Origin of the sequence: Streptomyces sp. NPDC059785 (assembly GCF_042732375.1) — a bacterium.
Lineage (GTDB): Bacteria > Actinomycetota > Actinomycetes > Streptomycetales > Streptomycetaceae > Streptomyces.
Map to the genome: position 1 here is coordinate 12,560 of NZ_JBHWHV010000006.1, position 22,571 is coordinate 35,130.

The 22,571-nt window shown below is 72.9% G+C and carries 20 protein-coding genes; 6 read left to right on the plus strand and 14 right to left on the minus strand.

Annotated elements, in window-relative coordinates:
- Nucleotides 1–314: 314 nt before the first annotated feature.
- The 6 genes from cobT to ACFV6E_RS06150 all read right to left on the minus strand — a co-directional run bounded on the left by cobT (nt 315) and on the right by ACFV6E_RS06150 (nt 9,475).
- Nucleotides 315–4,091, minus strand: coding sequence for a nicotinate-nucleotide--dimethylbenzimidazole phosphoribosyltransferase (gene cobT / locus ACFV6E_RS06125; protein WP_385459639.1), 3,777 nt, complete (start codon nt 4,089–4,091; stop codon nt 315–317).
- 344 nt (nt 4,092–4,435) lie between these two features.
- Nucleotides 4,436–5,644, minus strand: coding sequence for a precorrin-6y C5,15-methyltransferase (decarboxylating) subunit CbiE (cbiE, locus tag ACFV6E_RS06130; protein WP_385169537.1), 1,209 nt, complete (start codon nt 5,642–5,644; stop codon nt 4,436–4,438).
- A gap of 265 nt (nt 5,645–5,909) precedes the next feature.
- Nucleotides 5,910–6,545: a GNAT family N-acetyltransferase gene (locus tag ACFV6E_RS06135; RefSeq protein WP_385169541.1), complete on the minus strand. Its 636-nt coding sequence runs from the start codon at nt 6,543–6,545 to the stop codon at nt 5,910–5,912.
- Nucleotides 6,546–6,732: 187 nt separating this feature from the next.
- Nucleotides 6,733–7,560 (minus strand): MetQ/NlpA family ABC transporter substrate-binding protein, encoded by an 828-nt coding sequence (locus ACFV6E_RS06140; protein ID WP_385169544.1) that lies wholly within the window; start codon nt 7,558–7,560, stop codon nt 6,733–6,735.
- Nucleotides 7,561–7,640: 80 nt separating this feature from the next.
- Nucleotides 7,641–8,444 carry a methionine ABC transporter permease gene (locus ACFV6E_RS06145; RefSeq protein WP_385459640.1) on the minus strand — a complete coding sequence of 268 codons (804 nt, stop codon included), beginning with the start codon at nt 8,442–8,444 and terminating at the stop codon, nt 7,641–7,643.
- Nucleotides 8,441–9,475, minus strand: a complete 1,035-nt coding sequence (locus ACFV6E_RS06150) for a methionine ABC transporter ATP-binding protein (protein WP_385459642.1) — start codon at nt 9,473–9,475, stop codon at nt 8,441–8,443. The genes ACFV6E_RS06145 and ACFV6E_RS06150 overlap by 4 nt, the downstream gene beginning before the upstream one ends.
- A gap of 730 nt (nt 9,476–10,205) precedes the next feature.
- Between ACFV6E_RS06150 and ACFV6E_RS06155 the strand changes: the two genes are divergently transcribed.
- Together ACFV6E_RS06155 and ACFV6E_RS06160 are read left to right on the plus strand one after the other, a co-directional pair.
- Complete coding sequence (locus ACFV6E_RS06155) at nt 10,206–10,565, plus strand: hypothetical protein (RefSeq protein ID WP_385169551.1); 360 nt, start codon at nt 10,206–10,208, stop codon at nt 10,563–10,565.
- A gap of 148 nt (nt 10,566–10,713) precedes the next feature.
- Entirely contained in the window at nt 10,714–11,079 is a 366-nt protein-coding gene (locus ACFV6E_RS06160) for a hypothetical protein (RefSeq protein ID WP_385169585.1), read from the plus strand.
- 162 nt (nt 11,080–11,241) lie between these two features.
- Here ACFV6E_RS06160 and ACFV6E_RS06165 read toward each other — a convergent pair whose 3' ends face one another.
- The 4 genes from ACFV6E_RS06165 to ACFV6E_RS06180 all read right to left on the minus strand — a co-directional run bounded on the left by ACFV6E_RS06165 (nt 11,242) and on the right by ACFV6E_RS06180 (nt 13,943).
- The gene (locus tag ACFV6E_RS06165; RefSeq protein WP_385169554.1) at nt 11,242–11,745 is read right to left on the minus strand and encodes a GNAT family N-acetyltransferase; all 504 of its coding nucleotides are present in this window, start codon (nt 11,743–11,745) and stop codon (nt 11,242–11,244) included.
- Nucleotides 11,746–11,790: 45 nt separating this feature from the next.
- Entirely contained in the window at nt 11,791–12,297 is a 507-nt protein-coding gene (locus tag ACFV6E_RS06170) for a sigma-70 family RNA polymerase sigma factor (protein ID WP_385169556.1), read from the minus strand.
- A 74-nt stretch (nt 12,298–12,371) separates the two neighbouring features.
- On the minus strand, nt 12,372–13,535 hold the full coding sequence (locus tag ACFV6E_RS06175; protein WP_385459644.1) for a glycerophosphodiester phosphodiesterase: 1,164 nt from the start codon (nt 13,533–13,535) through the stop codon (nt 12,372–12,374).
- Nucleotides 13,536–13,706: 171 nt separating this feature from the next.
- Nucleotides 13,707–13,943: a hypothetical protein gene (locus ACFV6E_RS06180; protein WP_385459645.1), complete on the minus strand. Its 237-nt coding sequence runs from the start codon at nt 13,941–13,943 to the stop codon at nt 13,707–13,709.
- Nucleotides 13,944–14,141: 198 nt separating this feature from the next.
- On the opposite strand from ACFV6E_RS06180, the gene ACFV6E_RS06185 reads away from it, so the two are divergent.
- On the plus strand, nt 14,142–14,831 hold the full coding sequence (locus ACFV6E_RS06185) for a lysophospholipid acyltransferase family protein (protein ID WP_385459647.1): 690 nt from the start codon (nt 14,142–14,144) through the stop codon (nt 14,829–14,831).
- A 298-nt stretch (nt 14,832–15,129) separates the two neighbouring features.
- Here ACFV6E_RS06185 and ACFV6E_RS06190 read toward each other — a convergent pair whose 3' ends face one another.
- From ACFV6E_RS06190 to argH, 4 genes are all read right to left on the minus strand, one after another.
- Nucleotides 15,130–16,683, minus strand: coding sequence for an MFS transporter (locus tag ACFV6E_RS06190; protein ID WP_385459649.1), 1,554 nt, complete (start codon nt 16,681–16,683; stop codon nt 15,130–15,132).
- Nucleotides 16,680–17,231 (minus strand): TetR/AcrR family transcriptional regulator, encoded by a 552-nt coding sequence (locus ACFV6E_RS06195; protein WP_385169568.1) that lies wholly within the window; start codon nt 17,229–17,231, stop codon nt 16,680–16,682. The genes ACFV6E_RS06190 and ACFV6E_RS06195 overlap by 4 nt, the downstream gene beginning before the upstream one ends.
- A gap of 131 nt (nt 17,232–17,362) precedes the next feature.
- Entirely contained in the window at nt 17,363–18,334 is a 972-nt protein-coding gene (locus ACFV6E_RS06200) for an aldo/keto reductase (protein ID WP_385169571.1), read from the minus strand.
- Nucleotides 18,335–18,495: 161 nt separating this feature from the next.
- Nucleotides 18,496–19,923: an argininosuccinate lyase gene (gene argH / locus ACFV6E_RS06205; RefSeq protein ID WP_385169573.1), complete on the minus strand. Its 1,428-nt coding sequence runs from the start codon at nt 19,921–19,923 to the stop codon at nt 18,496–18,498.
- Nucleotides 19,924–20,161: 238 nt separating this feature from the next.
- On the opposite strand from argH, the gene ACFV6E_RS06210 reads away from it, so the two are divergent.
- From ACFV6E_RS06210 to ACFV6E_RS06220, 3 genes are all read left to right on the plus strand, one after another.
- Nucleotides 20,162–21,025 carry a hypothetical protein gene (locus ACFV6E_RS06210; protein WP_385459651.1) on the plus strand — a complete coding sequence of 288 codons (864 nt, stop codon included), beginning with the start codon at nt 20,162–20,164 and terminating at the stop codon, nt 21,023–21,025.
- A gap of 145 nt (nt 21,026–21,170) precedes the next feature.
- Nucleotides 21,171–21,758: a pyridoxamine 5'-phosphate oxidase family protein gene (locus tag ACFV6E_RS06215; RefSeq protein ID WP_385459653.1), complete on the plus strand. Its 588-nt coding sequence runs from the start codon at nt 21,171–21,173 to the stop codon at nt 21,756–21,758.
- A 2-nt stretch (nt 21,759–21,760) separates the two neighbouring features.
- Nucleotides 21,761–22,471, plus strand: a complete 711-nt coding sequence (locus ACFV6E_RS06220) for a L,D-transpeptidase (protein WP_385167445.1) — start codon at nt 21,761–21,763, stop codon at nt 22,469–22,471.
- Nucleotides 22,472–22,571 lie beyond the last annotated feature (100 nt).

Genomic DNA, 22,571 nt, shown 5'->3' on the forward strand with positions numbered 1-22,571 from the left:
TGTGTCACCCCAGGCTCGCACCGGACTCGCACCGAACCCGCACTGGGCCCGCGCCTGCCTCCGGCCCGGTGCGCGGTGCTGCCGGGCCGGAGCGCGGTGTCACCCGGCCGGTCCCGGGGTGCGGACGGTCCGGTTCGCGGTGTCACCCGGCCGGTCCCGGGGTGCGGACGGTCCGGTTCGCGGTGTCACCCTGCCGGTCCCGGGGTGCGGACGGTCCGGTTCGCGGTGTCACCCTGCCGGTCCCGGGGTGCGGACGGTCCGGTGTCACCCGGCCGGTCCCGGGGTGCGGACGGCCGGGTGGTACCGCGGAACCGCTACTTCTCAGTTACTCCCGCGGAGTCGAAGGTCGCCACCTCGTGCATGGCCCGGGCCGCGCTCTGCACCACCGGCAGGGCCAGCAGGGCGCCCGTGCCCTCGCCGAGCCGGAGGTCCAGGTCGACCAGCGGGCGCAGGCCCAGCTTGTTCAGGGCGGCCACGTGGCCGGGCTCGGCGCTGCGGTGGCCCGCGATGCACGCGGCCAGCACCTCGGGGGCGATCGCGCGGGCCACCAGGGCGGCGGCACCGGCGCTGACGCCGTCGAGGACGACCGGCGTACGCAGGGACGCGCCGCCCAGCAACAGGCCGACCATCGCAGCGTGTTCGAAACCGCCGATCGCGGCGAGCACCCCGATGGGGTCGGCCGGGTCCGGCTGGTGCACCTCGAGCGCGCGGCGCACGACCTCGGTCTTGCGGGCCAGCGTCTCGTCGTTGATGCCCGTGCCGCGGCCGGTCACCTCGCCGGGGTCGGTGCCGGTGAAGACCGAGATCAGGGCCGCCGACGCGGTGGTGTTGGCGATGCCCATCTCGCCGGTGAGCAGCGCCTTGTTCCCCGCCGCCACCAGGTCACGGGCCGTCTCGATGCCCACCTCGATGGCCGCCTTGGCCTCCTCGCGGGTCATCGCGGGACCGGTGGTCATGTCGGACGTGCCGGCGCGGATCTTGCGCGGCAGCAGACCGGGCGTCGCGGGCAGGTCGGAGGCCACGCCCACGTCGACGACGCAGACCTCGGCGCCCACCTGGTTGGCGAAGGCGTTGCACACCGCGCCGCCGCCCAGGAAGTTGGCCACCATCTGGGCCGTGACCTCCTGCGGCCAGGGGGTGACGCCCTGGGCGTGCACTCCGTGGTCGCCCGCGAAGATGGCGACGGCCGCGGGCTCCGGGATCGGCGGCGGGCACTGCCGGGACAGACCGGAGAGCTGCGCGGAAATGATCTCCAGCATGCCGAGCGCGCCCGCCGGCTTCGTCATCCGCTTCTGCCGCTCCCACGCCTCGCCGAGCGCCTTGGCGTCCAGCGGCCGGATGTTGGAGACGGTCTCGGCGAGCAGATCGTGCGGCTCCTCACCGGGCAGCGCCCGGCGGCCGTACGTCTCCTCGTGCACGACCCACGACAGCGGGCGGCGCTTGGACCAGCCGGCCTGCATCAGCTCGGGCTCGTCCGGGAACTCGTCGACGTAGCCCACGCACAGGTACGCCACGACCTCCAGGTGCTCGGGCAGGCCGAGGGCGCGGACCATCTCGCGCTCGTCGAAGAAGCTGACCCAGCCGACGCCCAGGCCCTCGGCGCGCGCCGCGAGCCACAGGTTCTCGACCGCGAGCGCGGAGGAGTACGGGGCCATCTGCGGCTGGGTGTGCCGGCCCAGGGTGTGCCGGCCGCCACGGGTCGGATCTGCGGTGACCACGATGTTGACCGGGGTGTCGAGGATGGCCTCGATCTTCAGTTCCTTGAACTGCTTGGCCCGGCCCTTGGGCAGCGATTTGGCGTACGCCTCGCGCTGGCGCGCCGCCAGTTCGTGCATCGCCCGCCGGGTGTCGGCGGAGCGGATGACCACGAAGTCCCAGGGCTGGGAGTGGCCGACGCTGGGCGCGGTGTGGGCGGCCTCCAGGACGCGCAGCAGCACGTCGTGCGGGATGGGGTCGGAGCGGAAGCCGTTGCGGATGTCGCGGCGCTCGCGCATCACCCGCAGGACGGCCTCGCGCTCGGCGTCCTCGTAACCGGGAGCGGCCGGACCGGTGGACTCTCGGACGTCTTCCACGGGGGCCGTGCTCTCTTCCTCGTCGGCGGCCGAGCCCTCGATGGGGGCCAGGTCCTCCGCCTGCTGTGCGACTACGGGTTCCGGGGCGACGGGCTCCGGAGCGACGGCGGGCTCACCCGCGCGGGGGGCGGGCACGGTGGCCTGCTCCCCGGCCGCCGGTACGACGGGCTCGGGGGTCGCGGGGGCCTCGAAGATTTCGGGGGTCTCGGGAACCTCAGGGGTCTCGGGGACCTCCGCGATCGGGGCCTCGGCCGCCGGGGCGACGGACTGCTCGGCATCGGGGGCGGTTTCGACCGCGGGCGCGGGCGCAGGCGCGGCTGCGGCTGCGGCTTGGATCTCAGGCTCCGCCTCGGGCTCCGGGTCGGCGTCGGCCTCGGCCTCGGGTGCCGGGGGCGCCACGACCGGTTCCGGGGCCGCCTCGCCGGGCACGGCGGCGGGGGCCTGGACCTCCGGCTCGACGGCGGCCGGAGCGTGTGCCTGTGCCTCGGGCTGCTCGTCCGGTTCTGCCTGCGCCTGCTGGTCCTGTGCCTGCTGCTGCTCCGGTGCCTCCGGGAGGTCCGGTACGGGTGCGGGGGTCGGGGCCAGATGCGGCGCGGTCGGCACCGAGCCCTCGACGGGCACGAACTGGCCGAGGGCCGGGTCGGCGGGCTGCGGTGCGCCCTGCGCCTGTCCCATGACGGCGTGCGCTCCGCCGGCCGGAACGCCGACGGCGACCGGGACACCCTGGAACTCGTGGAGCTCATGGAACTCCTGGGCGCCCTCGCCGAGTTCGTCGGAGGCTACGGCCTCGGGTACCGCAGCCTCAGGAAACTGCTGCTCCGCGTACTGCGGCTCGGCGTACTGCGGTTCCGCGTGCTCAGGCTCCGCCTGCTGCTGGACCAGCGGCTCCTCCGGCTCGTCGGCGGCCGGGACCTGCGCCTCGTCCACCGGGGGCGGGGTCTCGGCGGCCGGGACCGCCGGGTCCTCGGCGAGCCGCGGGCCCTGGGGGTCCGGAACGGACTGGAACTCCGGGAGGACCTGTCCTTCCGGCGCGAGCACGGGTTCGACCGCCTGCTCCGACTGCTGCTCCGGCTGCTGCTCCGGCTGCTGGTCCTGCGCGGGCACAGGCTCGGGCGCGGGCTGCGCGACGTCCTGGCCGGGGACACCGGCGTGCGGTTCCACGACCGGCGCGGCAGGCGCGGCAGGCGCGGCCGGAGAACCCTCCAGCGGCCCCTGCACCGAGCCGTCCAGCGAACCGTCCAAGGATCCGTCGAGCGAGCCGTCCCAGGCGTTGGGGTCCGGGGCGCCCTCGTACGGCTGCGGAATCGCGTCGGCGACGGCCTGCACGGGCGGTACGGCAGCGGGCGCGGGCGCGGCTTCGGGGGTCACGGGAGCGACCGCGTCCTGCGACGGCTGCGCGGGCGCGGGCGCGGGCTCCTGGAGCGCGGACGCCTCGGCGCCGGGTCCGAACTCGACGGGCGTACCGGCCTGGTCGGCGGGGAGGGGAGCGGCGGCCGACGGCGCGGCGCCGGGCTGCGGGGCGGCGCCCCAGGGCGCGCCCTGCTGCGGCAGGTCGGCGAGCTGGGGGCCGTCGAGGTACTCGGGCGCGGGCGCCGGAGGAGTCGGCTGCCGTACGGGTGCCGGGGCACCGGCCGGGCCGCGGTCCGCGAGCGAGCGCACCGGGCTCGACGAGCCGTCCGGGGTCGGCGGGCCGAGGTGCAGCGGGCGGCGCGGCGCCACCGGCTGCGGGGCGGGCGCGGGTGCGGGCGGCGGCGTGCGGACGGCGCCGACGTCGACCGAGCCGGTGTCCCGGCCGCCCGTCTCGTGCGGTCCCGGCTCATGGGCCGCGGGCACCGGGGGCGGCGGCGCCACCTCGTTGCCCCAGGCACCCTGGGCACCCGGCATGAGCAGCAGATCGTCGTCCTCGGCGGGGGTCTCGGAGGGTTCGAGGTAGGCGTACGCAGCGGGGGCGCCCGGCTGCTCCACCATGCCTGCGTTCTCCGGCAGCCCCTCGCCCGGGACCTGGCCGGTGTCGGTCATGCGTACCCCTCGCCCATCGGTTAGTGCTCCTACGACCAGCTCGCCGGAACGGCGCACCGACCGCCCCGCCATGAAGAACGAGCGTGCGTGCCGAGCGGCACGAACGACCCGCCCGCAAAGCAGACAAAGCCATTAACTGGCATTGTCGCGGTCGTCCCGCCGTCGCGACAGCTTGATCCGCGACGGCCCACTGTGGACTGCGCCACGTTGCGCGTCCTCCGGTCCCGCCGTACCACACCCACCTCAAACGGGTGGCGTTTTCCGGACATTGGCCGACGAAGCGCCGGGCAGCCGGGTGCGGTACAACGATCGGCCAGCCTACCCCGCGCGGTAGGACAAACAGATCACGGGGCGCGGTCCGGGAGGACCCCGGTGAGCAGGAACGCGACGCTCCGCTCCGTCTCCGTCCAGGCCCTGGTGTCGAGTTCGACGGACTGCAGGAGGGCGCACTCGACGAGGTAACCGTGTTCGGTCAGATTCCGGCCGACGAGTTCGGCCGCGTCGCGGGTGGCGGCGTGCGTGACGATGCGCTGCGGGCGGCGGTCGGCGACGGCGGAGACCACTGCCGCTCCCCCGCCGCCGACGCGTACGACGTCGGGTTCGGGGAGGTTCTCCAGGACGTGCGGGGCGATGCCGTGCACGACGTGCAGCTGGACGCCGAAGCGGCGGGCGGCGTCCTCGGTGCGGGCGCAGTACCCCTGGTCGCGGTCGACCGCGATGACGGCGGCGCCGCCGCGCGCGGCGTCCGTGGCGAAGGCGCCGCTGCCGCAGCCGATGTCCCAGACGAGGTCGCCCACGCGGGGTCCGAGGCGGGCGAGTTGGGCCGCGCGCAGCAGCTCCGTCTCGCCCTCGCCGACCGTGCCGCCGTACGCCTCGGCGGGCAGCGCCCAGCCCCGGGGGCCGGCGGGCTCGCGTCCGGCGATCCAGCCGCCGCCCTCGGCCGCGGCCATGAAGCCGCCGATGACGATGACGACGTTGGGGTCGCGCCAGGTGTGGTCGGCGGCCTTGTCGGAGGTGACGACGGTGACCTGTTCGCGTTTGGTGCCGAGTTCCTCGCAGATGACGAAGGTGCGGTGCACTCCTTCGAGGAGCAGCCCGAGTTCCGCGGGGCCCGCGCCCGGTGAGGTGAGTACGGCGACCTTGGTGTGGGCTCGGCACACATTCACCGCGCGTCGCAGCGAGCGGGGGTGTGCGACGACCACGTGTGCGTCGTCCCAGGGCATACCGGCGCGGGCGAAGGCGGCGGCGACCGAGGAGACGGCCGGGACGACCTCGACCTCGAGGCCGAACTCGGGGGCGCGCAGGGTGCGGACCACTCCGAAGAAGCCGGGGTCGCCGTCGGCGAGGACGACGGCGGTGCCGCGGTGTCCCGCGATGCGGCGGGCGGCGAGGGCGACGCTGCCGAGGCGGATGCGTTCGGCGCCGGCCGGTACCTCGGGCAGTGCCAGGTGGTGTCCGGCGCCGGCCACCAGCGTGGCGGCGCCGAGGGCGGAGCGCGCCGCGGCGGTCAGCGGCGAGCCGTCCCAGCCGATCACCGTGACCCGGTCGGCCATCGTCGTCAGTCTCCAGGGTTCTCGCAGCTCGGCAGGGGTACGCCCGGGGGCGGGCTTGGTGAGGGTACCTGGTGGGGCCGGGCGGCGCCGCGCCGGGTACCGCGCCGTGGGAGCGGTCCCGCGGCTCCGGTTCCGCTCCTGGTACGGGAGGGGTCCGGGTACGTGGGGCCGGTTCCGGTCCTGGTACGGGGTTCGGTTCCGGTCCTTGTACGGGGTTCGGTGCCGGGCCGGGTACGAGGGCTCGGTGCCGGTTCGGTACGAGGGTTCAGTTCCAGTCCGAGTACGAGGTGAAACCCGAGTCGGCGAGATCCTCCGCGACTCCCTCAAGGTCCTCGGGCAGCAGGCTCCACACGATGAAGTCGGTGCGGATCTCGGCCCAGGTGCCGTCCTCGGTGCGGGTGCGCGCTATGCAGGCGTTGCGCAGGACGCCCTCGCTGATACAGCCGATCTTCTGGGCGACCTGCTGGGAGGCGGTGTTGGCGGCCGCGGTGCGCAGCTCGATGCGTTCGAACTTCTGGTCGCGGAACAGCCATTGGGCGGTCGCGAGGGCCGCTTCTGAGGCGTAGCCCTCGCCTCGGGCCCAGGGCGCGATGATGTACGACAGCTCGGTGGAGCGCACGTGCCAGTTGGTCTTGCCGAGCTGCACGACGCCGACCAGGCGCTGGGTGAGGAACTCGGTGACGGCCAGGTCGAGGCCGCGGCCCGCGGCGCGTTGGGCGGGCGCGTACTCGGTGATCCAGCGGCGGGCGCCGGTCTCGCCGAACGGCTGCGGCACCGATGTCCAGGCCGCGACCAGTTCGTCGTTCATCATCTCGGCCAGGGCGGGGACGTCGTCCTCTTCGAGCGGGCGCAGCACCAATCGCTCCGTGCTGATGGAGATGCCGGGGAAGGTGCTCGTCATGCGCCGCTCCGTAACCTTCGGAAACCTTCGGGCCTTCGGAAATCGTCGGGCCTGCTGAACTGCCCAGCATGCAGCATGAAAGCATGCCGCCGCACCACGGGGTCCACTCCCGGTGAGGAGTGGACCCCGTGCGGTGACCGGCGGGCCGGCCGGCGTGGCCGGTCCCCGCCGTTCGCGGAGGCGTGGGTCAGAAGGACGCGATGACGGAGCCGGCGTACTTGTCCTCGATGAACTTCTTCACCTTGTCCGAGGTGAGGAGCTTGGCCAGCTTCTTCACGCGCGGGTCGTCCTCGTTGCCCTCCTTCACGGCGAGGAAGTTGCCGTAGGGGTTGTCCTTGGCGGACTCGAGGACCAGGGCGTCCTTGGACGGCTTGAGGTCGGACTCGATGGCGTAGTTGCCGTTGATCACCGCGGCGTCGACGTCGTCCAGGGAGCGCGGGGTCTGGGCCGCCTCCAGCTCCTTGAACTCGAGGTTCTTCGGGTTCTTCGCGATGTCCTTGGGCGTCGCGTCGTTGCCCGCGCCGTCCTTGAGCGTGATGATCCCGTTGGCGTCGAGGAGCTTGAGCGCCCGCGCCTCGTTGACCGTGTCGTTCGGGACGGCCACCGTCGCCCCGCTCTTGAGGTCGTCGACCTTCTTGATCGTGTGCGAGTACAGGCCGAGCGGCTCCAGGTGCACCGTGACGACGGGCACGATGTGGGTGCCCTTCTTCTTGTTGAAGTCGTCGAGGTAGGGCTGGTTCTGGAAGTAGTTGGCGTCCACGGACCCGTCCTCGGTCGCCGTGTTCGGCGTGACGTAGTCGGTGAACTCCTTGACCTCGAGGTCGAGCCCGGCGTCCTTCGCCAGGTTGTCCTTGACGTAGTTGAGGATCTCGGCGTGCGGGACGGGGCTCGCGGCGACGACCAGCGGGCCGCTGGTGTCGGAGCCGGAGTCCTTGTCGGAGCCGCAGGCGCTGAGCCCGAGGGTGAGGGCTCCGGCGGCGAGGACGGCGGTGGTGATCTTGGCGGCGTTACGCACGAAAAGTGCCTTTCCTTGGTGAAGCGGCCCCGTCGTCGGGTGGGACGGGGAGATCGGGGGGACGGGCGTCCTTGCGGGCGTCAGCCCTTCCTGACGGCATCGGCCGCCACGGTGCCGGGCTTGACCGTGTCGGTCCCGGCCGTGCCGGTCCCGGCCGAGTGAGTCCCGGCCGTGCCGGGCGCGCCGCCCCTGAGCGGGCGGAAGAGCAGCAGCGGACCGGTCCTCGCCGCCCTGCGGTGCAGCGAGCGGGCGGCGAGGTCGCCGCCGAACTGGAGCACCGAGATGACGACGGCCAGGATGGCCACGGTGATCCACATCAGGCCGGTCTCGAAGCGCTGGTAGCCGTAGCGGATGGCGATGTCGCCGAGGCCGCCGGCGCCGACGGTGCCCGCCATGGCCGAGTAGCCGATCAGCGCGACGATCGTCGTCGTGGCGCCGGATATCAGCGACGGCAGGGCCTCGGGCACCAGCACGCTGCGTACGGTCTTCCAGGTGCTGCCGCCCATCGACTGCACGGCCTCGACGAGACCGTGGTCGACCTCGCGCACGGACATCTCGACCAGGCGGGCGTAGAACGGGATCGCCCCGACCGCGAGCGGCACGATGGCGGCCTCGCGGCCGATGGTCGTGCCGGTGATGGTGCGGGTGAAGCTCATCAGCGCGACCATCAGGATGATGAACGGCATCGAGCGGGCGATGTTCACGACCTGCCCGATGACTCTGTTCGCCAGGACGTTCTGGAGCAGTCCGCCGCGGTCGGTGAGGACCAGCAGGACACCGAGCGGCAGTCCGCCGACGATGGCGATGAGCGTGGACCAGCCCACCATGTAGAGCGTGTCCCAACACGCCTGGGACAGCAGCGGCTGCATCTCCGACCAGGTCACTTCGTACCTTCCTTCACCAGGGCGGGCGCGTGGCCCAGTACGTCGATCTGCAGGCCGCGCTCGCGCAGGAAGCCGATCGGCACGACGTTGTCCTCGTAGCGGCCCGGCAGCTCGATGCGCATCCGGCCGACCTGCTTGCCCGCGACGGTGTCCATGGCGGCGCCGAGGATCGAGATGTCGATGTTGTACGTGCGCGAGAGCTGCGAGATGACGGGTCGCGTCGCGGCCTCGCCGTGGAAGGTGACGTCGACGACGGTGCGGTCCTCGCCGGAGGCGTCGCCGGAGACCGGGAACAGCGCCGAGGCGAGCTCGGAGCCGGGCGTCGCGAGCAGTTCGCCGACCGTGCCGGATTCGACGATCCGGCCGTTCTCCATGAGCGCGGCCGAGTCGCAGACGCTCTTGACGACGTCCATCTCGTGCGTGATGAGCAGGACGGTCAGGCCGAGCTGGCGGTTGAGGTCGCGCAGGAGCTGGAGGATGGAGCGGGTGGTCTCCGGGTCCAGGGCGCTGGTCGCCTCGTCGGAGAGCAGCACCTTCGGGTCGCCGGCCAGGGCACGGGCGATGCCGACGCGCTGCTTCTGGCCGCCGGAGAGCTGGGCCGGGTAGGACTTGGCCTTGTCGGAGAGGCCGACCAGGTCGAGCAGCTCGCGCGCCTTGCGGGAGCGCTGTCCGCCGGAGACGCCGAGGATCTCCAGCGGCAGCTCGACGTTGTCCTGGACGGTGCGCGAGGACAGCAGGTTGAAGTGCTGGAAGACCATCCCGATGCGGCTGCGCGCCTTGCGCAGCTCCCGGCCGGCCCGGGGGCCGCGGCCGGCCAGGGCGGTGAGGTCCTGCCCGGCCACGGTCACGGTGCCGGCGGTCGGACGCTCCAGGAGGTTGACGCAGCGGACGAGGGAGGACTTGCCGGCGCCGGACTGGCCGATGACGCCGTACACCTCGCCTTCGCGGACGTGCAGGTCGACGCCGTCGAGGGCGGTGACCTCGCGGCCGCGCGAGCGGTAGACCTTCGTGAGGCCCGTTGTCGTGATCACTGGGGTTTCCGTCACTGTCGAGTGCGGGGCGTGGGTGTGCGCCGGGCACGGGTGCATGCGGTCGGGATCGCGGCACGGTTCTCGCTGTGGCGAGGGAACCGGAGGGAGAAACGTGTGCGCGGGGCGGCCCGGTCACGTACGCGGTACGGCCAGGGCGCGGCTGCCTCGCTTCGGGGCGCGAGGCTCTGGGGGTGGTGCGGGGGCCCTCAGAAGGCGCACATTCGACACATACAACGAGCACCGGGCGTCATGGTCGCCTCGGTCGCAAGGATGCGGCTGCTCGTCGTGGTCATGCCTGCAAGTAAAGCAGACACGGGGTCCGCGACCACCTCCACTGTCCGCATACCGGACACCGCCGAAACGCCCTACGCCCCGGCCAGGCCGCCCCACCCACCCCCCGCACCCCAGCGAGGACGCGGCCCAGCGCCCCCTCGCCCCCGCGACGGCCTGTCCGCCGGGTGTCCGGGTGCTGTGTCCAATGCCACGACGGCGGGGGCGCGGGCGCGGGCGGCCTCGCGGGAGCGGCTGCCGCGTGGGTGCCGCCGAGCGCGGGTGCCGCCGTCCACGCGGACGGCCGGACGGGGCACGCGAGGGCCGGGGGGCATGCGCTGCGGGTCGGAGGACGGCATGCGCGGACGGCCCGGGTGCGGTCCGGGTCCGGTCCGGGCGTGGCCCAGGCCCGCCCGGGGTCGCGCGCGGCGGGTCTTTTGGGGCGTAATAGGGTCGCGGCATGCTTGATGCCCTGACGGTCGCCACGGCCGTCGCCGCGCTCGTGCTCGCCGCCTGGTGCGGCTGGGCCGCCTACCGCGATGAGCCCACCAAGGACTGGCACCTCATCGGCATGGCCGTGGTGTCGCTGCTCGCGCTCGTCCAGCTCGTCGTCGGTATCGTCCAGCTCGCGCGCGGCGAGAAGCCGGACCAGGGCACGACGATCTTCGTCGCCTATCTCCTGGGCGCCTTCGCGTGCCTGCCGGCCGCCGGCTTCATGTCGCTGGCCGAGCGCACCCGCTGGGGCTCGGTGACCGCGGCGGCCGGCGGCGTGGTCCTCGCCGTGCTCGAAGTACGGCTCTACGACATCTGGGGAGGCTGAGATGGCGGCCACGGAGAAGAACGGCAGCACGCCGACCAAGTCGGAGCAGAGCTCTGCCCCGACCGCGTCGGGGCAGAGCTCTGCTCCGACCGTGCCGGACGGCAAGGACGAGAAGCGGACGCGGACCCGGCTCATCAGCGGGCCCGGCATGCTGCTGGTCTGGCTGTACGGCGTGATGGTCGTCGGCGCCGTCTCGCGGTCCGCCGTGCAGATCTCCACCGAGTTCGACAAGGCCCCGCTCGCCTACTCCCTGTCGGCGGTCGCGGGGGTCGTCTACGGCTTCATCACGTACTCGCTCGTGCGCGGCGGCGAGACGGCCCGCAAGGCGGCGCTCGCCTGCTGCGCCGCCGAGCTGGCCGGGGTGCTCGTCGTCGGGACGTGGACCCTGGCCGACAAGTCCGCCTTCCCCGACGCCACGGTGTGGTCGGACTACGGGATGGGCTACCTCTTCATCCCGGTACTGCTGCCGCTGACGGCGATGTACTGGCTGCGCAAGTCCCGCCCGACAGCGTGAGGGGGAACGCGCCCCCGAAGGGGGCGCGCCGTAAGGGGCGCGGGGAGCCGCGCGCCCAGCCCCCACCGGCCCGCAGCCGACCCACACACAGAGTCCCGTCCCCCCGCCCGCCGCAGCCGAGCTCACCCACGTCCACCGAACCCCGCAAACCCGGCGGAGCGCCTACGCGCTGGCGACGAACGCGCTCGCCTCCGCCTCCTTCGCCAGCGTCACCAGGGTGAGCCGGTCGTCGATCCGCTCCGTGGAGATCTGCGCGTAGCCGTGCTTGCGGTACAGCCGCAGGTTGTGCTCGCTGCGGTGGCCCGTGAAGAGCGTGTACGACTTGGCCCCGCCGTCCGCGCCGAGCTGCGTCTCGATGGCGGCGAGGAGCCGGCCGCCGAGGCCGTGGCGCTGCATGCGGGGGTGCACGATGAGCTTGTTGATACGGGCCGTGCCGTCGGCGTCCACGACGCCGCGCACGGAGGCCACCACCTCGTCGCCCAGCCGGGCCACCAGGAACTTGCCCGCGGCCAGCTCGGCCTTGAGCGAGTCGAGCGGCTGGGTGAGCGGTTCGATGCTGTAGTCGCCGTACAGCTCGGCCTCGCTCTGGTAGCAGAGGTACTGCAGCTTGAGGATCTGCTCGGCGTCCTGCTCGGTCGCCTCCGAGATGGTCACGCTCATGCCCATGTGTGCATGCCTCCCGCTCACCTGTTCCACCGGTTTCCCCCACTCCTATCCCCGCCGTTCGACGCCCGCAACCTCCGGGGCCAGCGAACGACGCAGACATCCCAGGCATCTGGAACGTTCCGGACCCAGACTCCCCTGTGAGATACCCAACTCGCCTGCGATCTCCCGGTACGTCAGGTCCTTGGGGGACAGCAGTGCCGCCAGCAGCTTCGGGCAGCGGCCGGGGAGCCTGCGCACCGCCTCGTGCAGCGCGCGGTGCCGTGCCGCGGTGAGTACCTGCTGCTCGGGGCGGGTCTCGCGGTCGTCGGCCGGCTCGGCCCCGTACGGCCGCTCCCGGCGCACCGCGCGGCTGGTGCGGCGGGCCTCGGAGCGGATGGCGCGGCGCAGCCAGCCCTCGGGGTTCACCGGTGGGCCGTCCGTGTCGAGGCGCTCGAGCAGACGCACCCAGACGGCCTGTTCCAGATCGCCCGCCTCCACGCCGGACGCATATGCCTCGGCCGACGCCTCCGCGATCAGCAGGGGACGCAGAGCGACAACCATTTCGTGTGTCATATGCAGCACGACGTGGCCGCCCCGGCATAAGTTGCCGGGGCGGCCGTCGGTTCATCCCATCCGGGGTGCGCGGGTCATCCGTTGACGAAGTCCGCGCGGGCCAGCAGCGCGGTGTCGGCGTTGTCGGAGAAGATGCCGTCGATGCCCGTCTCGAAGTACGCCTGGAAGGCGCCGAAGGCGTCGCCGTAGGCGGTCGGGTCGCTGCCCTTGCGGAAGTTCGCGGGCAGGAAGGTGTTCTCGTTGCGCATCGTGTACGGGTGCAGGATCAGGCCCGCCTTGTGCGCGTCGGCGACCAGGGTGGTCGGCGTGCCGAGGGCGCCGCTCGCGTCCCTGGGGATGATCAGGTCGAGCGTGGGCCCGATGCCCTGCGCGTACGTCGCGATCTCCTTGAGCCCCTTGGGCGTGATCAGGTCGGCGACCGTACGCGGGTCGCCCGTGTCGACGAAGTCGTAGGGGCGGCTGCTCGCAGTCGACAGGAGCACGGCGAGCGGGTTGTCCACCAGCTTGTCCAGCCGCTGGATGCTGGTCGGCTCGAAGGACTGGATGATGACCGGCGCGTTCCTGCCGTCCTTGCCGTGCTTGCGCAGGATCCTGGCCAGCCGCTCCTCGACGCCGAGGCCGAGCCCCCGGAAGTAGGTGGGGTGCTTGACCTCGGGGTAGATCCAGACCTGCTTGCCGCGCTTGCGGGTCTGCTCGTCCTGCCAGCGCAGCACCTCCTCGAAGGTGGGGATCTCCCAGCGCCCGTTGTAGAGGGTGTTGTGCGGGCGGGTGCCGGGGATGCGCTCGGCGGCGCGCAGGGTCTTCAGCTCGGCGAGCGTGAAGTCCTCGGTGAACCAGCCGGTGGTGGCGACCCCGTCGAGGCTCTTGGTGGTCTTGCGGCCGGCGAACTCGGGGTGGTCGGCGACGTCCGTGGTGCCGCCGATCTCCGGCTCGTGCCGGCACACCAGGTGGCCGTCCTTGGTGGGCACCAGGTCCCCGGCCTCGATGACGTGCGCGCCCATGTCCAGGGCGAGCTGGTACGAGCCGAGGGTGTGCTCGGGGCGGTAGCCGCTGGCTCCGCGGTGCGCTATGACGGTCGGCGTGGGCAGAGCGCGGTAGCCGCCGCTGCCGTGCCGCGCGGCGGCGCTCGCCGCACCGGGCAGGCCGAGGACGGCTCCCCCGGCGCCGAGCACCGCCGCGCCGAGCAGTGCCCGCCGCGCCGTGCCCCGTTCCTGCTCGTTCGACCCCTGCGTCCCCATGAGCGCTCCTCTCGCCTTCCGCCTTGCACCTGTCAAAGCGGGACGATCGTAGGTGCCCGTGGATGACCACAGGGAGACCCCGGAGGGAACACGGAGGTGACGCTGGATGTCGTACGGGGAACGAGTGGTGACGTTCCGTCAAGTTTGGGGCCGGGATCCTGGGTACCCGGCTCAGTGGTCGCCGTGGCCGTCGCGGTCGCGGAGGGCGCCGAGTCCGGCGGACCCGGCGAAGTGGTCGGCGGCGTGGGCCCTGCCGCGTGCGTCGCGCAGTCCGCGGGTCGCGCGCGCCTCGATGCCCGCGGAGTCGTGCCCGCCGGCGAACCGGCGGCGGTCCCTGCGGACGAGCGCGGTCACGGCTGCGGCGACGATCACGAACGGTACGGCTACGGCCACCACGAAGTACCCCATCGCTCCCCCTGATCCACCCGCCGGCCGGCACCCGGCGCGACGTCCGTCACATCCTGCGCCCCGGCGGGCGGCCGGGCAACCGGGCGCCGCCGCAGGTAAACGTGCGTCAACACCTCGTATCGGGTCGGTGAACCCGATGTGCAATCACCCGGGAGCCACGAGTATCGTCCTCACCTGCACAGACTCATACCGAAAACCTTGACACCGGAGGGCCCGTTGTCCCGCTTCGCGCTCATCAAGGCAGTGCTCGGACCGATCGTGCGCCTGATGTTCCGACTGAAGGCGGAGGGCGTGGAGAACATCCCGGGCGAGGGCCCGGTCATCCTCGCCGGCAACCACCTCACGTTCATCGACTCGTTGATCCTCCCGCTGGTCTGCGACCGTCAGGTCTTCTTCATCGGCAAGGACGAGTACGTGACCGGCAAGGGCTTCAAGGGCCGCCTCATGGCCTGGTTCTTCACCGGCACCGGCATGATCCCGGTGGACCGGGACGGCGCCAACGGCGGTGTCGCGGCGCTGATGACCGGCCGCCGGATCCTGGAGGAGGGGCGGATCTTCGGCATCTACCCCGAGGGCACCCGCTCCCCCGACGGCCGCCTCTACCGCGGGCGCACCGGCATCGCCCGGCTCACCCTGATGACCGGCGCCCCCGTCGTCCCGTTCGCCATGATCGGCACCGACAAGCTCCAGCCGGGCGGCTCCGGCATCCCGCGCCCCGGCCGTGTCACGGTCCGCTTCGGCGAGGCGATGGAGTTCTCCCGGTACGAGGGCATGGACCGCGACCGCTATGTCCTGCGTGCCGTGACCGACTCGGTGATGACCGAGGTCATGCGCCTGTCGGGCCAGGAGTACGTGGACATGTACGCCACCAAGGCGAAGGCCGCGTAACGCTCGCGCTGTTCGGTTTCCGCGACTTCCACGACGGCGGGCCACCCTTCGGGGCGGCCCGCCGTCGGCGTCGAGGTGCTCCCCTCGGCGCTCCGGGCGGCGGGCTCGGCAGCCCCTCGGCGCCTCGGGACGGCGGCCCCGCCCAGTGGGGCCGTCACCGGTCCGGGGAACGGCCCACGGCCTCCGCGAGCCGTGGCAGGCGGACCCGCAGCCCGCCGGCGGCCCGGCGGCACGTAACGGCGAGCCCACGGCAGTTCGGCAGCCTGGGGCAGGCGGCTCCGGGGCCCCTCCGTCACCGTCACGAATGCCCCGAGCCACCCCCGTCCCCGTCCTCCAGCCGCTGCCCGCGCAGCATGAACCAGGCCGCCACCGCCGTCGCGAGCAGCACCACCGCGCCCGCGCCTGCGGCCAGCGTCAGCCCGTCCACGAAGGCGCCCCGGGCCGCCGCCAGCAGCGCGTCCGCGGTGTCGGCGGGCAGTCCGGCGGCCGACTCGACGGCGCCGCCCAGGGACTCGCGGGCCGCGGCCGGGGAGCCCGCCGGGCCGGTGAAGCCGCGGTACACGCCGGTCACGATCGAGCCGAGCACGGCGATGCCGAGCGCGGCGCCGAGTTCGTACGCCGTCTCGGAGACCGCGGACGCCGCGCCCGCCTGCTCCTTGGGCACGCTGGAGAGGATCACGTCGGCGGTGACCGTGAACGAGAGGCCGGCGCCGACGCCGACGGCCAGGAGCGCGCCGCCGAGCAGCGGATAGCCGGTGGACTCGGTGAGCAGGGTGAGCGAGGCGAGCGCGAGGCCGACGGCGGCCAGACCGCCGGAGACCACCGCGCGCACCGAGAACCGCCGGGCGGCCGTGCCCGCGACCAGCCCCGCCGCGACCGCGCCGATCGCGGCGGGCAGTTCGGCGAGCCCCGCCTCGAACGGCCGTCTGCCCTGGACGAGTTGCAGGTACTGCGAGAGGAAGAAGACCAGTCCGGACAGTCCGAGCACGGTCAGCAGATCGGCGAGGACGGCCCCCGAGAAGCCACGGTTGCGGAACAGCCGCATGTCCAGCAGCGGTGCGGTCAGGGTGAGCTGACGGCGTACGAAGGCGTACAGGGCGGCGGCACCGAGCAGGCCGACGGCCACCGGCGGCCAGGCGAACCCGTGCGAGGCCAGCTCCTTGACCGCGTACACGACGCCGATCATGCCGACGAGGGAGAGGGCGACGCTGACCAGGTCCCAGGGCCCGCCGCCGGGGTTGCGCGACTCGGGCAGCAGCCGGCTGCCGACGAGGACGAGCACCGCCATCACCGGCAGGTTGATCAGGAAGACCGAGCCCCACCAGAAGTGTTCGAGCAGGAAGCCGCCCGCCACCGGGCCGACCGCCGTGCCCGCGGACGCGGTGGCGCCCCATATGCCGATCGCCAGGCTGCGTTCGCGCGGGTCGTGGAAGAGGTTGCGGATCAGGGCGAGCGTGGCGGGCATCAGGGTCGCGCCCGCGACGCCGAGCAGGGCCCGCGCCGCGATCATCAGCTCCGGGGTCGTCGCGTAGGCGTTGAGCACGGAGAGCGCGCCGAACGCGGTGGCGCCGATGAGCAGCAGCTTCTTGCGGCCGATGCGGTCGCCGAGGCTGCCCATGGAGACGAGGAAGCCCGCGATGACGAACGAGTAGACGTCCCCGATCCACAGCAGCTGGGTGCCGGAGGGCTTCAGGTCCTCGCTGATGTACGGCGTGGCGAGGCCGAGGACGGTCGCGTCGACGGCCACCAGGAGCACGGCGAGGACGAGCACGGACAGGGCGAGCCAGCGTCCCGGGCGCCGCTCCGCCGCCGTGTCCTCGCGCGGGGCCGTGCGCTGCTGGGTGCCGGTCATGGTGCCACTCTCCGTACGGCGCCGCCGAGCAGCAGCTCGACGATCATGAACTGGAAGTCCTTGGCGGCCACCCGGCCGTCCAGCACCGCCCAGGCGCCCGAGCCGATCAGCCCGTAGAGCGCCTCGGTCAGCCAGGCGGGGGTGAGGTCGATACGGAACTCGCCGCTCTCCTGGCCGCGCCGGAACAGCGCGGCGATCCGGGCGTCGAGCCGGGCCCAGCCCTCGTGCTGGGCGTCGCCCTCGAAGAGCTGGTTCTCGGTGACGAGGAAGGCGAGCAGCCCGGCCGCCGGCTCGATCTCCTTCACCAGGCGGCGCACGGCGTCGCTCGCCGCGCCCTCGTCGAGCCGGGCCGCGTCCAGGGCCGTCTCGCACTCCCGGATGCCGAGGTCCTCAAGGGCCCGTACCAGGGCGTCGCGCCCGGCGAACCGGCGGTGCAGCGTGGCCCGGCTGATCCCGGCGGCTCTGGCGACCTCGTCCATGGTCGCGGTGGCTTTCCGGGTCAGCAGGGCGGCGGCACTGCGGAGCACGTGGTCACGTTCGACAGCCATGAGACGAGTGTAACCCATGTGAGACACAGATGTCTCATGCGCGGCACGCGTGGATCAGCACCGTCACCGGTGGTGATCCACGCGGCTCCGAGCCTGTGTCGCGCGCCCGGCCGGGGACATGACACAGGCGCTCAGTGCCAGGGAAGCTGTCCGCGGTGCTCCCAGTAGGCGCGCGGGTCCTCAGCCAGGGCGTCGAGGCGGGCCACCTGCTCGTCGTCGAGGTCGACGGCCGCGGCGTGCAGGTTCGAGGCGAGCTGTCCCGTGGTGGCCGCGCCCGAGAGCACGACGCCCGCCCAGGGCCGGCGCAGGATCAGCGCGAGGGCGACCGCGTCGGCGCCGAGGCCGGTCGCGGCGGCGATCTCCCCGACCGCCGCGGGCGCGTGCGGGGCGGCGAGCCGGCCGTTGGCCATGCCCTCCTTGACGATCACCGTGAGCCCGGCCGCGTGCGCCTCGGCCAGCGCGGGCCCTGCGGAGGTCTCCAGCACGTTGTACGTGGACTGGACGGTACGGAAGAGGGGGGCGCCGTCGACCGTCACGGCGAGTGCGGCGCGGATCGCGTCGGCCTGCGCGGGACCGCTGGTGGAGAAGCCCACGGCGAGGCCCCCGGCCGCCGCCTCGGCCAGCCTGGCGTGCAGCTCCTTGTCGGTCAGGGCCGGGCTGTCCGGCGTCACCGAGTGGATCTGGTAGAGGTCGAGCCGGCCGCCGAGCAGTTCCGCGGTCTCCGCGCGCTGCCGCTCGTACGTGGCGAGGGCGTGGTCCTTGACCTCGTGCCGCTCGGCGTCGGTGCGCCAGCCGGCGGTGTAGGTGTAGCCCCACTTGCTGCCGATGACGACGTCGTCGGCCTCGGGATGGTCGCGCAGCCAGCCGGCCAGGAACTCCTCGGAGCGGCCGTAGGAGCGGGCGGCGTCGAAGTAGCGCACGCCCTGGGCGTAGGCGGCGTCCAGGAGAGCGTGGGTACGCTCGCGCAGGGCCTCGACGCTGCGGTCCTCCGGGAGGTCGGTGTCGCGGCCGAGGTTGATGTAGCCGGGGCGGCCCACGGCGGCGAGGCCCAGGCCGAGGTGGGCGGTCGGGGTGGTCGCCGAGGCGAGTCGGGCGAAGGGCATCGCGGTGCTCCGTGGGGTCGGCTTCTACGGCTGCCGACCAACGTAACCCGTGATCCTTTTCGCGGTGCGGGGACGGGTGCCCGAAATCCGGCCGGACTCCGGGCACCCGCCCCGGCGGTTGGGCCTGCGCCATATCCCGGCCGGAGATATGACACAGGCTCCTACTTCTTCGCGTTCGCCCACGTGTGCTGGGCGGCCACGTCCGTCTTGAGCTCGGCGAGCTGGGCGGCGACCGCGGAGGGCGCGGTGCCGCCGCGGCCGTCACGGGAGGCGAGGGCGCCCGGGACGTTGAGCACGGAGCGCACGTCCGGCGTCAGGTGCGGGGAGATCTTCGCGAACTGCTCGTCGGTGAGGCCGTCCAGCTCCTTGCCGTCGGCCTCGGCGACCTTGACGCACTCGCCCGCGACCTCGTGCGCGACACGGAACGGCACGCCCTGCTTGACCAGCCACTCGGCGATGTCGGTGGCGAGCGAGAAACCGGCCGGGGCCAGCTCCTCCATGCGCTCGCGGTTGACGGTGAGCGTGGCCATCATGCCGGTGAAGGCGGGCAGCAGGATCTCGAGCTGGTCGCAGGAGTCGAAGACCGGCTCCTTGTCCTCCTGGAGGTCGCGGTTGTACGCGAGCGGGAGGGCCTTGAGGGTCGCCATCAGGCCGGTCAGATTGCCGATCAGCCGGCCGGACTTGCCGCGCGCCAGCTCGGCGATGTCCGGGTTCTTCTTCTGCGGCATGATCGAGGAGCCGGTCGAGAAGGCGTCGTGCAGGGTGACGAAGGAGAACTCCTTCGTGTTCCAGATGATGACCTCCTCCGCGATCCGGGAGAGGTTCACGCCGATCATCGCGGTGATGAAGGCGAACTCGGCGACGAAGTCCCGGGAGGCGGTGCCGTCGATGGAGTTGGCCGCGCTGCCGTGCTCGAAACCGAGGTCCCGGGCGACGGCCTGCGGGTCGAGGCCGAGCGAGGAACCGGCCAGGGCGCCCGAGCCGTACGGGGAGACGGCCGTGCGCTCGTCCCACTGGCGCAGCCGCTCGGCGTCCCGGGAGAGCGCCTGGACGTGCGCGAGGACGTGGTGCGCGAAGAGCACCGGCTGGGCGTGCTGGAGGTGCGTACGGCCGGGCATGGCGACGTCCGGGTGCGCCTCGGCGAGGCCCGTCAGCGCGTCCTGGAGGTCGGCGAGCAGGCCGCCGATGATCCGGGCGTGGTCGCGCAGGTACATCCGGAAGAGGGTCGCGACCTGGTCGTTGCGGGAGCGGCCCGCGCGCAGCTTGCCGCCGAGGTCGGGGCCGAGCCGCTCCAGCAGACCGCGCTCCAGGGCGGTGTGCACGTCCTCGTCGGCGATGGTGCCGGTGAAGGAGCCGTCCGCGACGTCCGCCTCGAGCCGGTCGAGGCCCGCGATCATGCGCGTGAGCTCGTCCTGGGTGAGCAGGTCCGCCTGGTGCAGCACGCGCGCGTGGGCACGCGATCCGGCGATGTCGTAGGGCGCGAGCCGCCAGTCGAAGTGGACCGACGCGGACAGCTTGGCCAGGGCCTCGGCGGGTCCGTCGGCGAACCGGCCGCCCCAGAGCCGGACGTCACCGCTGTTGCTGCTCACTTGCGTGCTCCTCGGAAGAAGGTGAATCCCGGCAGCGCCATCGCTGCATGCATGAGTATGCAGAACCCTGCATGATTCGTCAAAGCGAGAGGCCGGGGAGCGGGGTGCCGGGAAACACGGCCCACGGGCGTGAACAAGAGGAAGCGCTTTCTCGTATCTGTTGTCGAACGAACGCAGGCGCCGCGTTCGGCACATGAGTGCGCACCGAGGACTCCCCCGACCCGAGTGAGGCATCCGCATGTCCAGGGCTCTCCCGAAGTACCACAAGCGCCGGGTGGCGCTGATCGGCGGCGCGGCCGCCCTCGTGCTGTCCGGCGCGGTGATCGCCGGAAACGCGCTGGCCGGCGAGACGGACGACAGCGGCGGGGACGGCCGTACCGCGGCGTCCCCCGGCACGGTCGACTGCCCCGACGTCGAGCCCGGCCTGCCCGCGATCCCGGCCTCCGCGCAGGCCGAGGTCGACCGCAACCTCGCCCTCCTCGACACCCAGATCAGCGAAGCCAACCAGCGCCTCGTCGACACCGTCGGACAGGGCGGACCCAACTTCGTCCAGAACGCCATCCTCGGCCCCCTCGAAGACAAGCGGATCGCCACCGTCAACCGCATCGCCACCGCCATCGGCCGCACCGCCGACCGGCCCGAAGGGCTGGAAGCACTGGCGCCGTGCACGCTGAGCTCGGCGGACGACGGCGGCGGGGAGGACACCGCGACGGCCGATCCCACGGCGAGCGCGTCGGCGACCGAGGGCACCGGCGGCGAGGACACCGGGGACGCGGGTGACACGGGCGACGAAGGCGGCGCCGGCGCCGTGGGCACCATCGACTGCCCCGACGTCGAGCCCAGTCTCCCCGCGATCCCCGCCTCCGCGCAGGCCGAGGTCGACCGCAACCTCGCCCTCCTCGACACCCAGATCAGCGAAGCCAACCAGCGCCTCGTCGACACCGTCGGACAGGGCGGACCCAACTTCGTCCAGAACGCCATCCTCGGCCCCCTCGAAGACAAGCGCATCGCCACCGTCAACCGCATCGCCACCGCCATCGGCCGCACCGCCGACCGGCCCGAAGGGCTGGAAGCACTGGCCGCCTGCACTCTCGACGAGTGACAGGCGCCGTGGCCGCCCCGCGCGCCGGCCGGGGCGGCCATGGACGGTGCCGGCACCGCGACACCGGCACGGCGGCGACCGGATCTGCGCACCGAACCCGTAATTCCTTAGACGAACGAACGACCGTGCCCGATAATCGTCGGACATGGGGAAGACCTATGAGCGCATAGACGGCAGGCTGCGTACGTTCATCGAGGCGCAGCCCATCTTCTTCACGGCGACCGCGCCCCTGTCCGGGGACGGCACGGTGAACCTGTCGCCGAAGGGACTGGCGGGCTCCTTCGCGGTGCTCGACGAACTCACGGTCGCGTACCTGGACTTCGCGGGGAGCAACGCGGAGACCATCGCGCACCTGCGGGAGAACGGGCGGATCACCCTCATGTGGTGCGCCTTCCAGGGCCCGCCGACCATCGTCCGGGTGCACGGCCGAGGCGAGCCGGTCTTCCGTGACGACCCCCGCTTCGGCGGGCTGCTCGCCCGCTTCCCCGACATCGACCCGACGCCGCACGGCCTGCGCGCGATCATCGTGGTGACGGCCGAGCTCGTCCGCGACACCTGCGGCTACGCGGTGCCCTTCATGGCGTACGAGGAGGACCGCGACCTGCACGGCAAGCGGTTCGCGCACGAGGACGACGCCTCGCTGGACGCCTACTTCCACAAGAAGGAGCACGTAGCGACGAGCCTGGACGGACTTCCCGGGCTGCCGTTGCCGCTGCCGCCCAGTACGGTCTGAGCATGCGCCTCGCCGCCGCCGCTCTCGCGTCCGCGTCCCTGCTCGTGCTCGCGCCGGGCGCCGCGAGCACACCGGGCGCACCGCCGGCCGCGCTCGCGCAGTGGCCCGCGGACACCGGCGGCGGCAGCCAGCTCATCACCGCGCGGGCGCCGCGGACCTCGTCCACCACCGGCACGGTCACCTGGTGGGACCTGCGCGGCGGCCGCTGGACGGCGGCCGGTTCGGCCCCCGCCCGCTTCGGCTCCGGCGGGCTCGTCGAGGGCACCTCGCGCGAGCAGGGCACGAACACCACCCCGACGGGCGTGTACGACCTGCCGTACGGGTTCGGGATCAAGGCGGCGCCCCCGGGCACGACGGTGCCGTACCGCCGGGTGCACCAGGACTCCTGGTGGTGCCAGGACAACGCCTCCCGCGCCTACAACCGCTGGACCGAACCCCGCCCGCCCGACTGCCGCGCCACCGAGTCCGAGCACCTCGTCTCGTACGGCACCCAGTACGCGCACGCCCTGGTCATCGGCTTCAACTACCACCGCCCGGTGCCCGGCCGGGGCGCCGGCATCTTCCTGCACGTCGACGGGGACGGCCCGACGGCGGGCTGCGTGTCCGTGCCCGCGTCCGCGATGCGGCGGATCCTGGCGTGGGCCGACCCGGCACGCGACCCGCACATCGCGATCGGCACGGACAGCGGGACGACGGCGCCGGGCCGCTACTGAACCGCCGCTGCTCCGCCCCGGGTTTCCCCACCGGCACTGAACGGACGGCCGCCCCGGCCCGTATCTCTGGGCCAGGGGGCCACTTCCCTTGCCCCGTCCA

What these genes read in the sequence shown, in the direction of transcription:
- ACFV6E_RS06160 (WP_385169585.1), top strand. Translation starts at nt 10,714, where the DNA reads ATGCTGCTGGTCTGGCTGTACGGCGTGATGGTCGTCGGCGCCGTCTCG.
- ACFV6E_RS06200 (WP_385169571.1), bottom strand. Translation starts at nt 18,334, where the DNA reads ATGCCCTTCGCCCGACTCGCCTCGGCGACCACCCCGACCGCCCACCTC.
- ACFV6E_RS06170 (WP_385169556.1), bottom strand. Translation starts at nt 12,297, where the DNA reads ATGACACACGAAATGGTTGTCGCTCTGCGTCCCCTGCTGATCGCGGAG.
- ACFV6E_RS06165 (WP_385169554.1), bottom strand. Translation starts at nt 11,745, where the DNA reads ATGGGCATGAGCGTGACCATCTCGGAGGCGACCGAGCAGGACGCCGAG.
- ACFV6E_RS06220 (WP_385167445.1), top strand. Translation starts at nt 21,761, where the DNA reads ATGCGCCTCGCCGCCGCCGCTCTCGCGTCCGCGTCCCTGCTCGTGCTC.
- ACFV6E_RS06215 (WP_385459653.1), top strand. Translation starts at nt 21,171, where the DNA reads ATGGGGAAGACCTATGAGCGCATAGACGGCAGGCTGCGTACGTTCATC.
- ACFV6E_RS06135 (WP_385169541.1), bottom strand. Translation starts at nt 6,545, where the DNA reads ATGACGAGCACCTTCCCCGGCATCTCCATCAGCACGGAGCGATTGGTG.
- ACFV6E_RS06155 (WP_385169551.1), top strand. Translation starts at nt 10,206, where the DNA reads ATGCTTGATGCCCTGACGGTCGCCACGGCCGTCGCCGCGCTCGTGCTC.
- ACFV6E_RS06210 (WP_385459651.1), top strand. Translation starts at nt 20,162, where the DNA reads ATGTCCAGGGCTCTCCCGAAGTACCACAAGCGCCGGGTGGCGCTGATC.
- ACFV6E_RS06190 (WP_385459649.1), bottom strand. Translation starts at nt 16,683, where the DNA reads ATGACCGGCACCCAGCAGCGCACGGCCCCGCGCGAGGACACGGCGGCG.
- ACFV6E_RS06175 (WP_385459644.1), bottom strand. Translation starts at nt 13,535, where the DNA reads ATGGGGACGCAGGGGTCGAACGAGCAGGAACGGGGCACGGCGCGGCGG.
- cobT (WP_385459639.1), bottom strand. Translation starts at nt 4,091, where the DNA reads ATGACCGACACCGGCCAGGTCCCGGGCGAGGGGCTGCCGGAGAACGCA.
- ACFV6E_RS06180 (WP_385459645.1), bottom strand. Translation starts at nt 13,943, where the DNA reads ATGGGGTACTTCGTGGTGGCCGTAGCCGTACCGTTCGTGATCGTCGCC.
- ACFV6E_RS06195 (WP_385169568.1), bottom strand. Translation starts at nt 17,231, where the DNA reads ATGGCTGTCGAACGTGACCACGTGCTCCGCAGTGCCGCCGCCCTGCTG.
- cbiE (WP_385169537.1), bottom strand. Translation starts at nt 5,644, where the DNA reads ATGGCCGACCGGGTCACGGTGATCGGCTGGGACGGCTCGCCGCTGACC.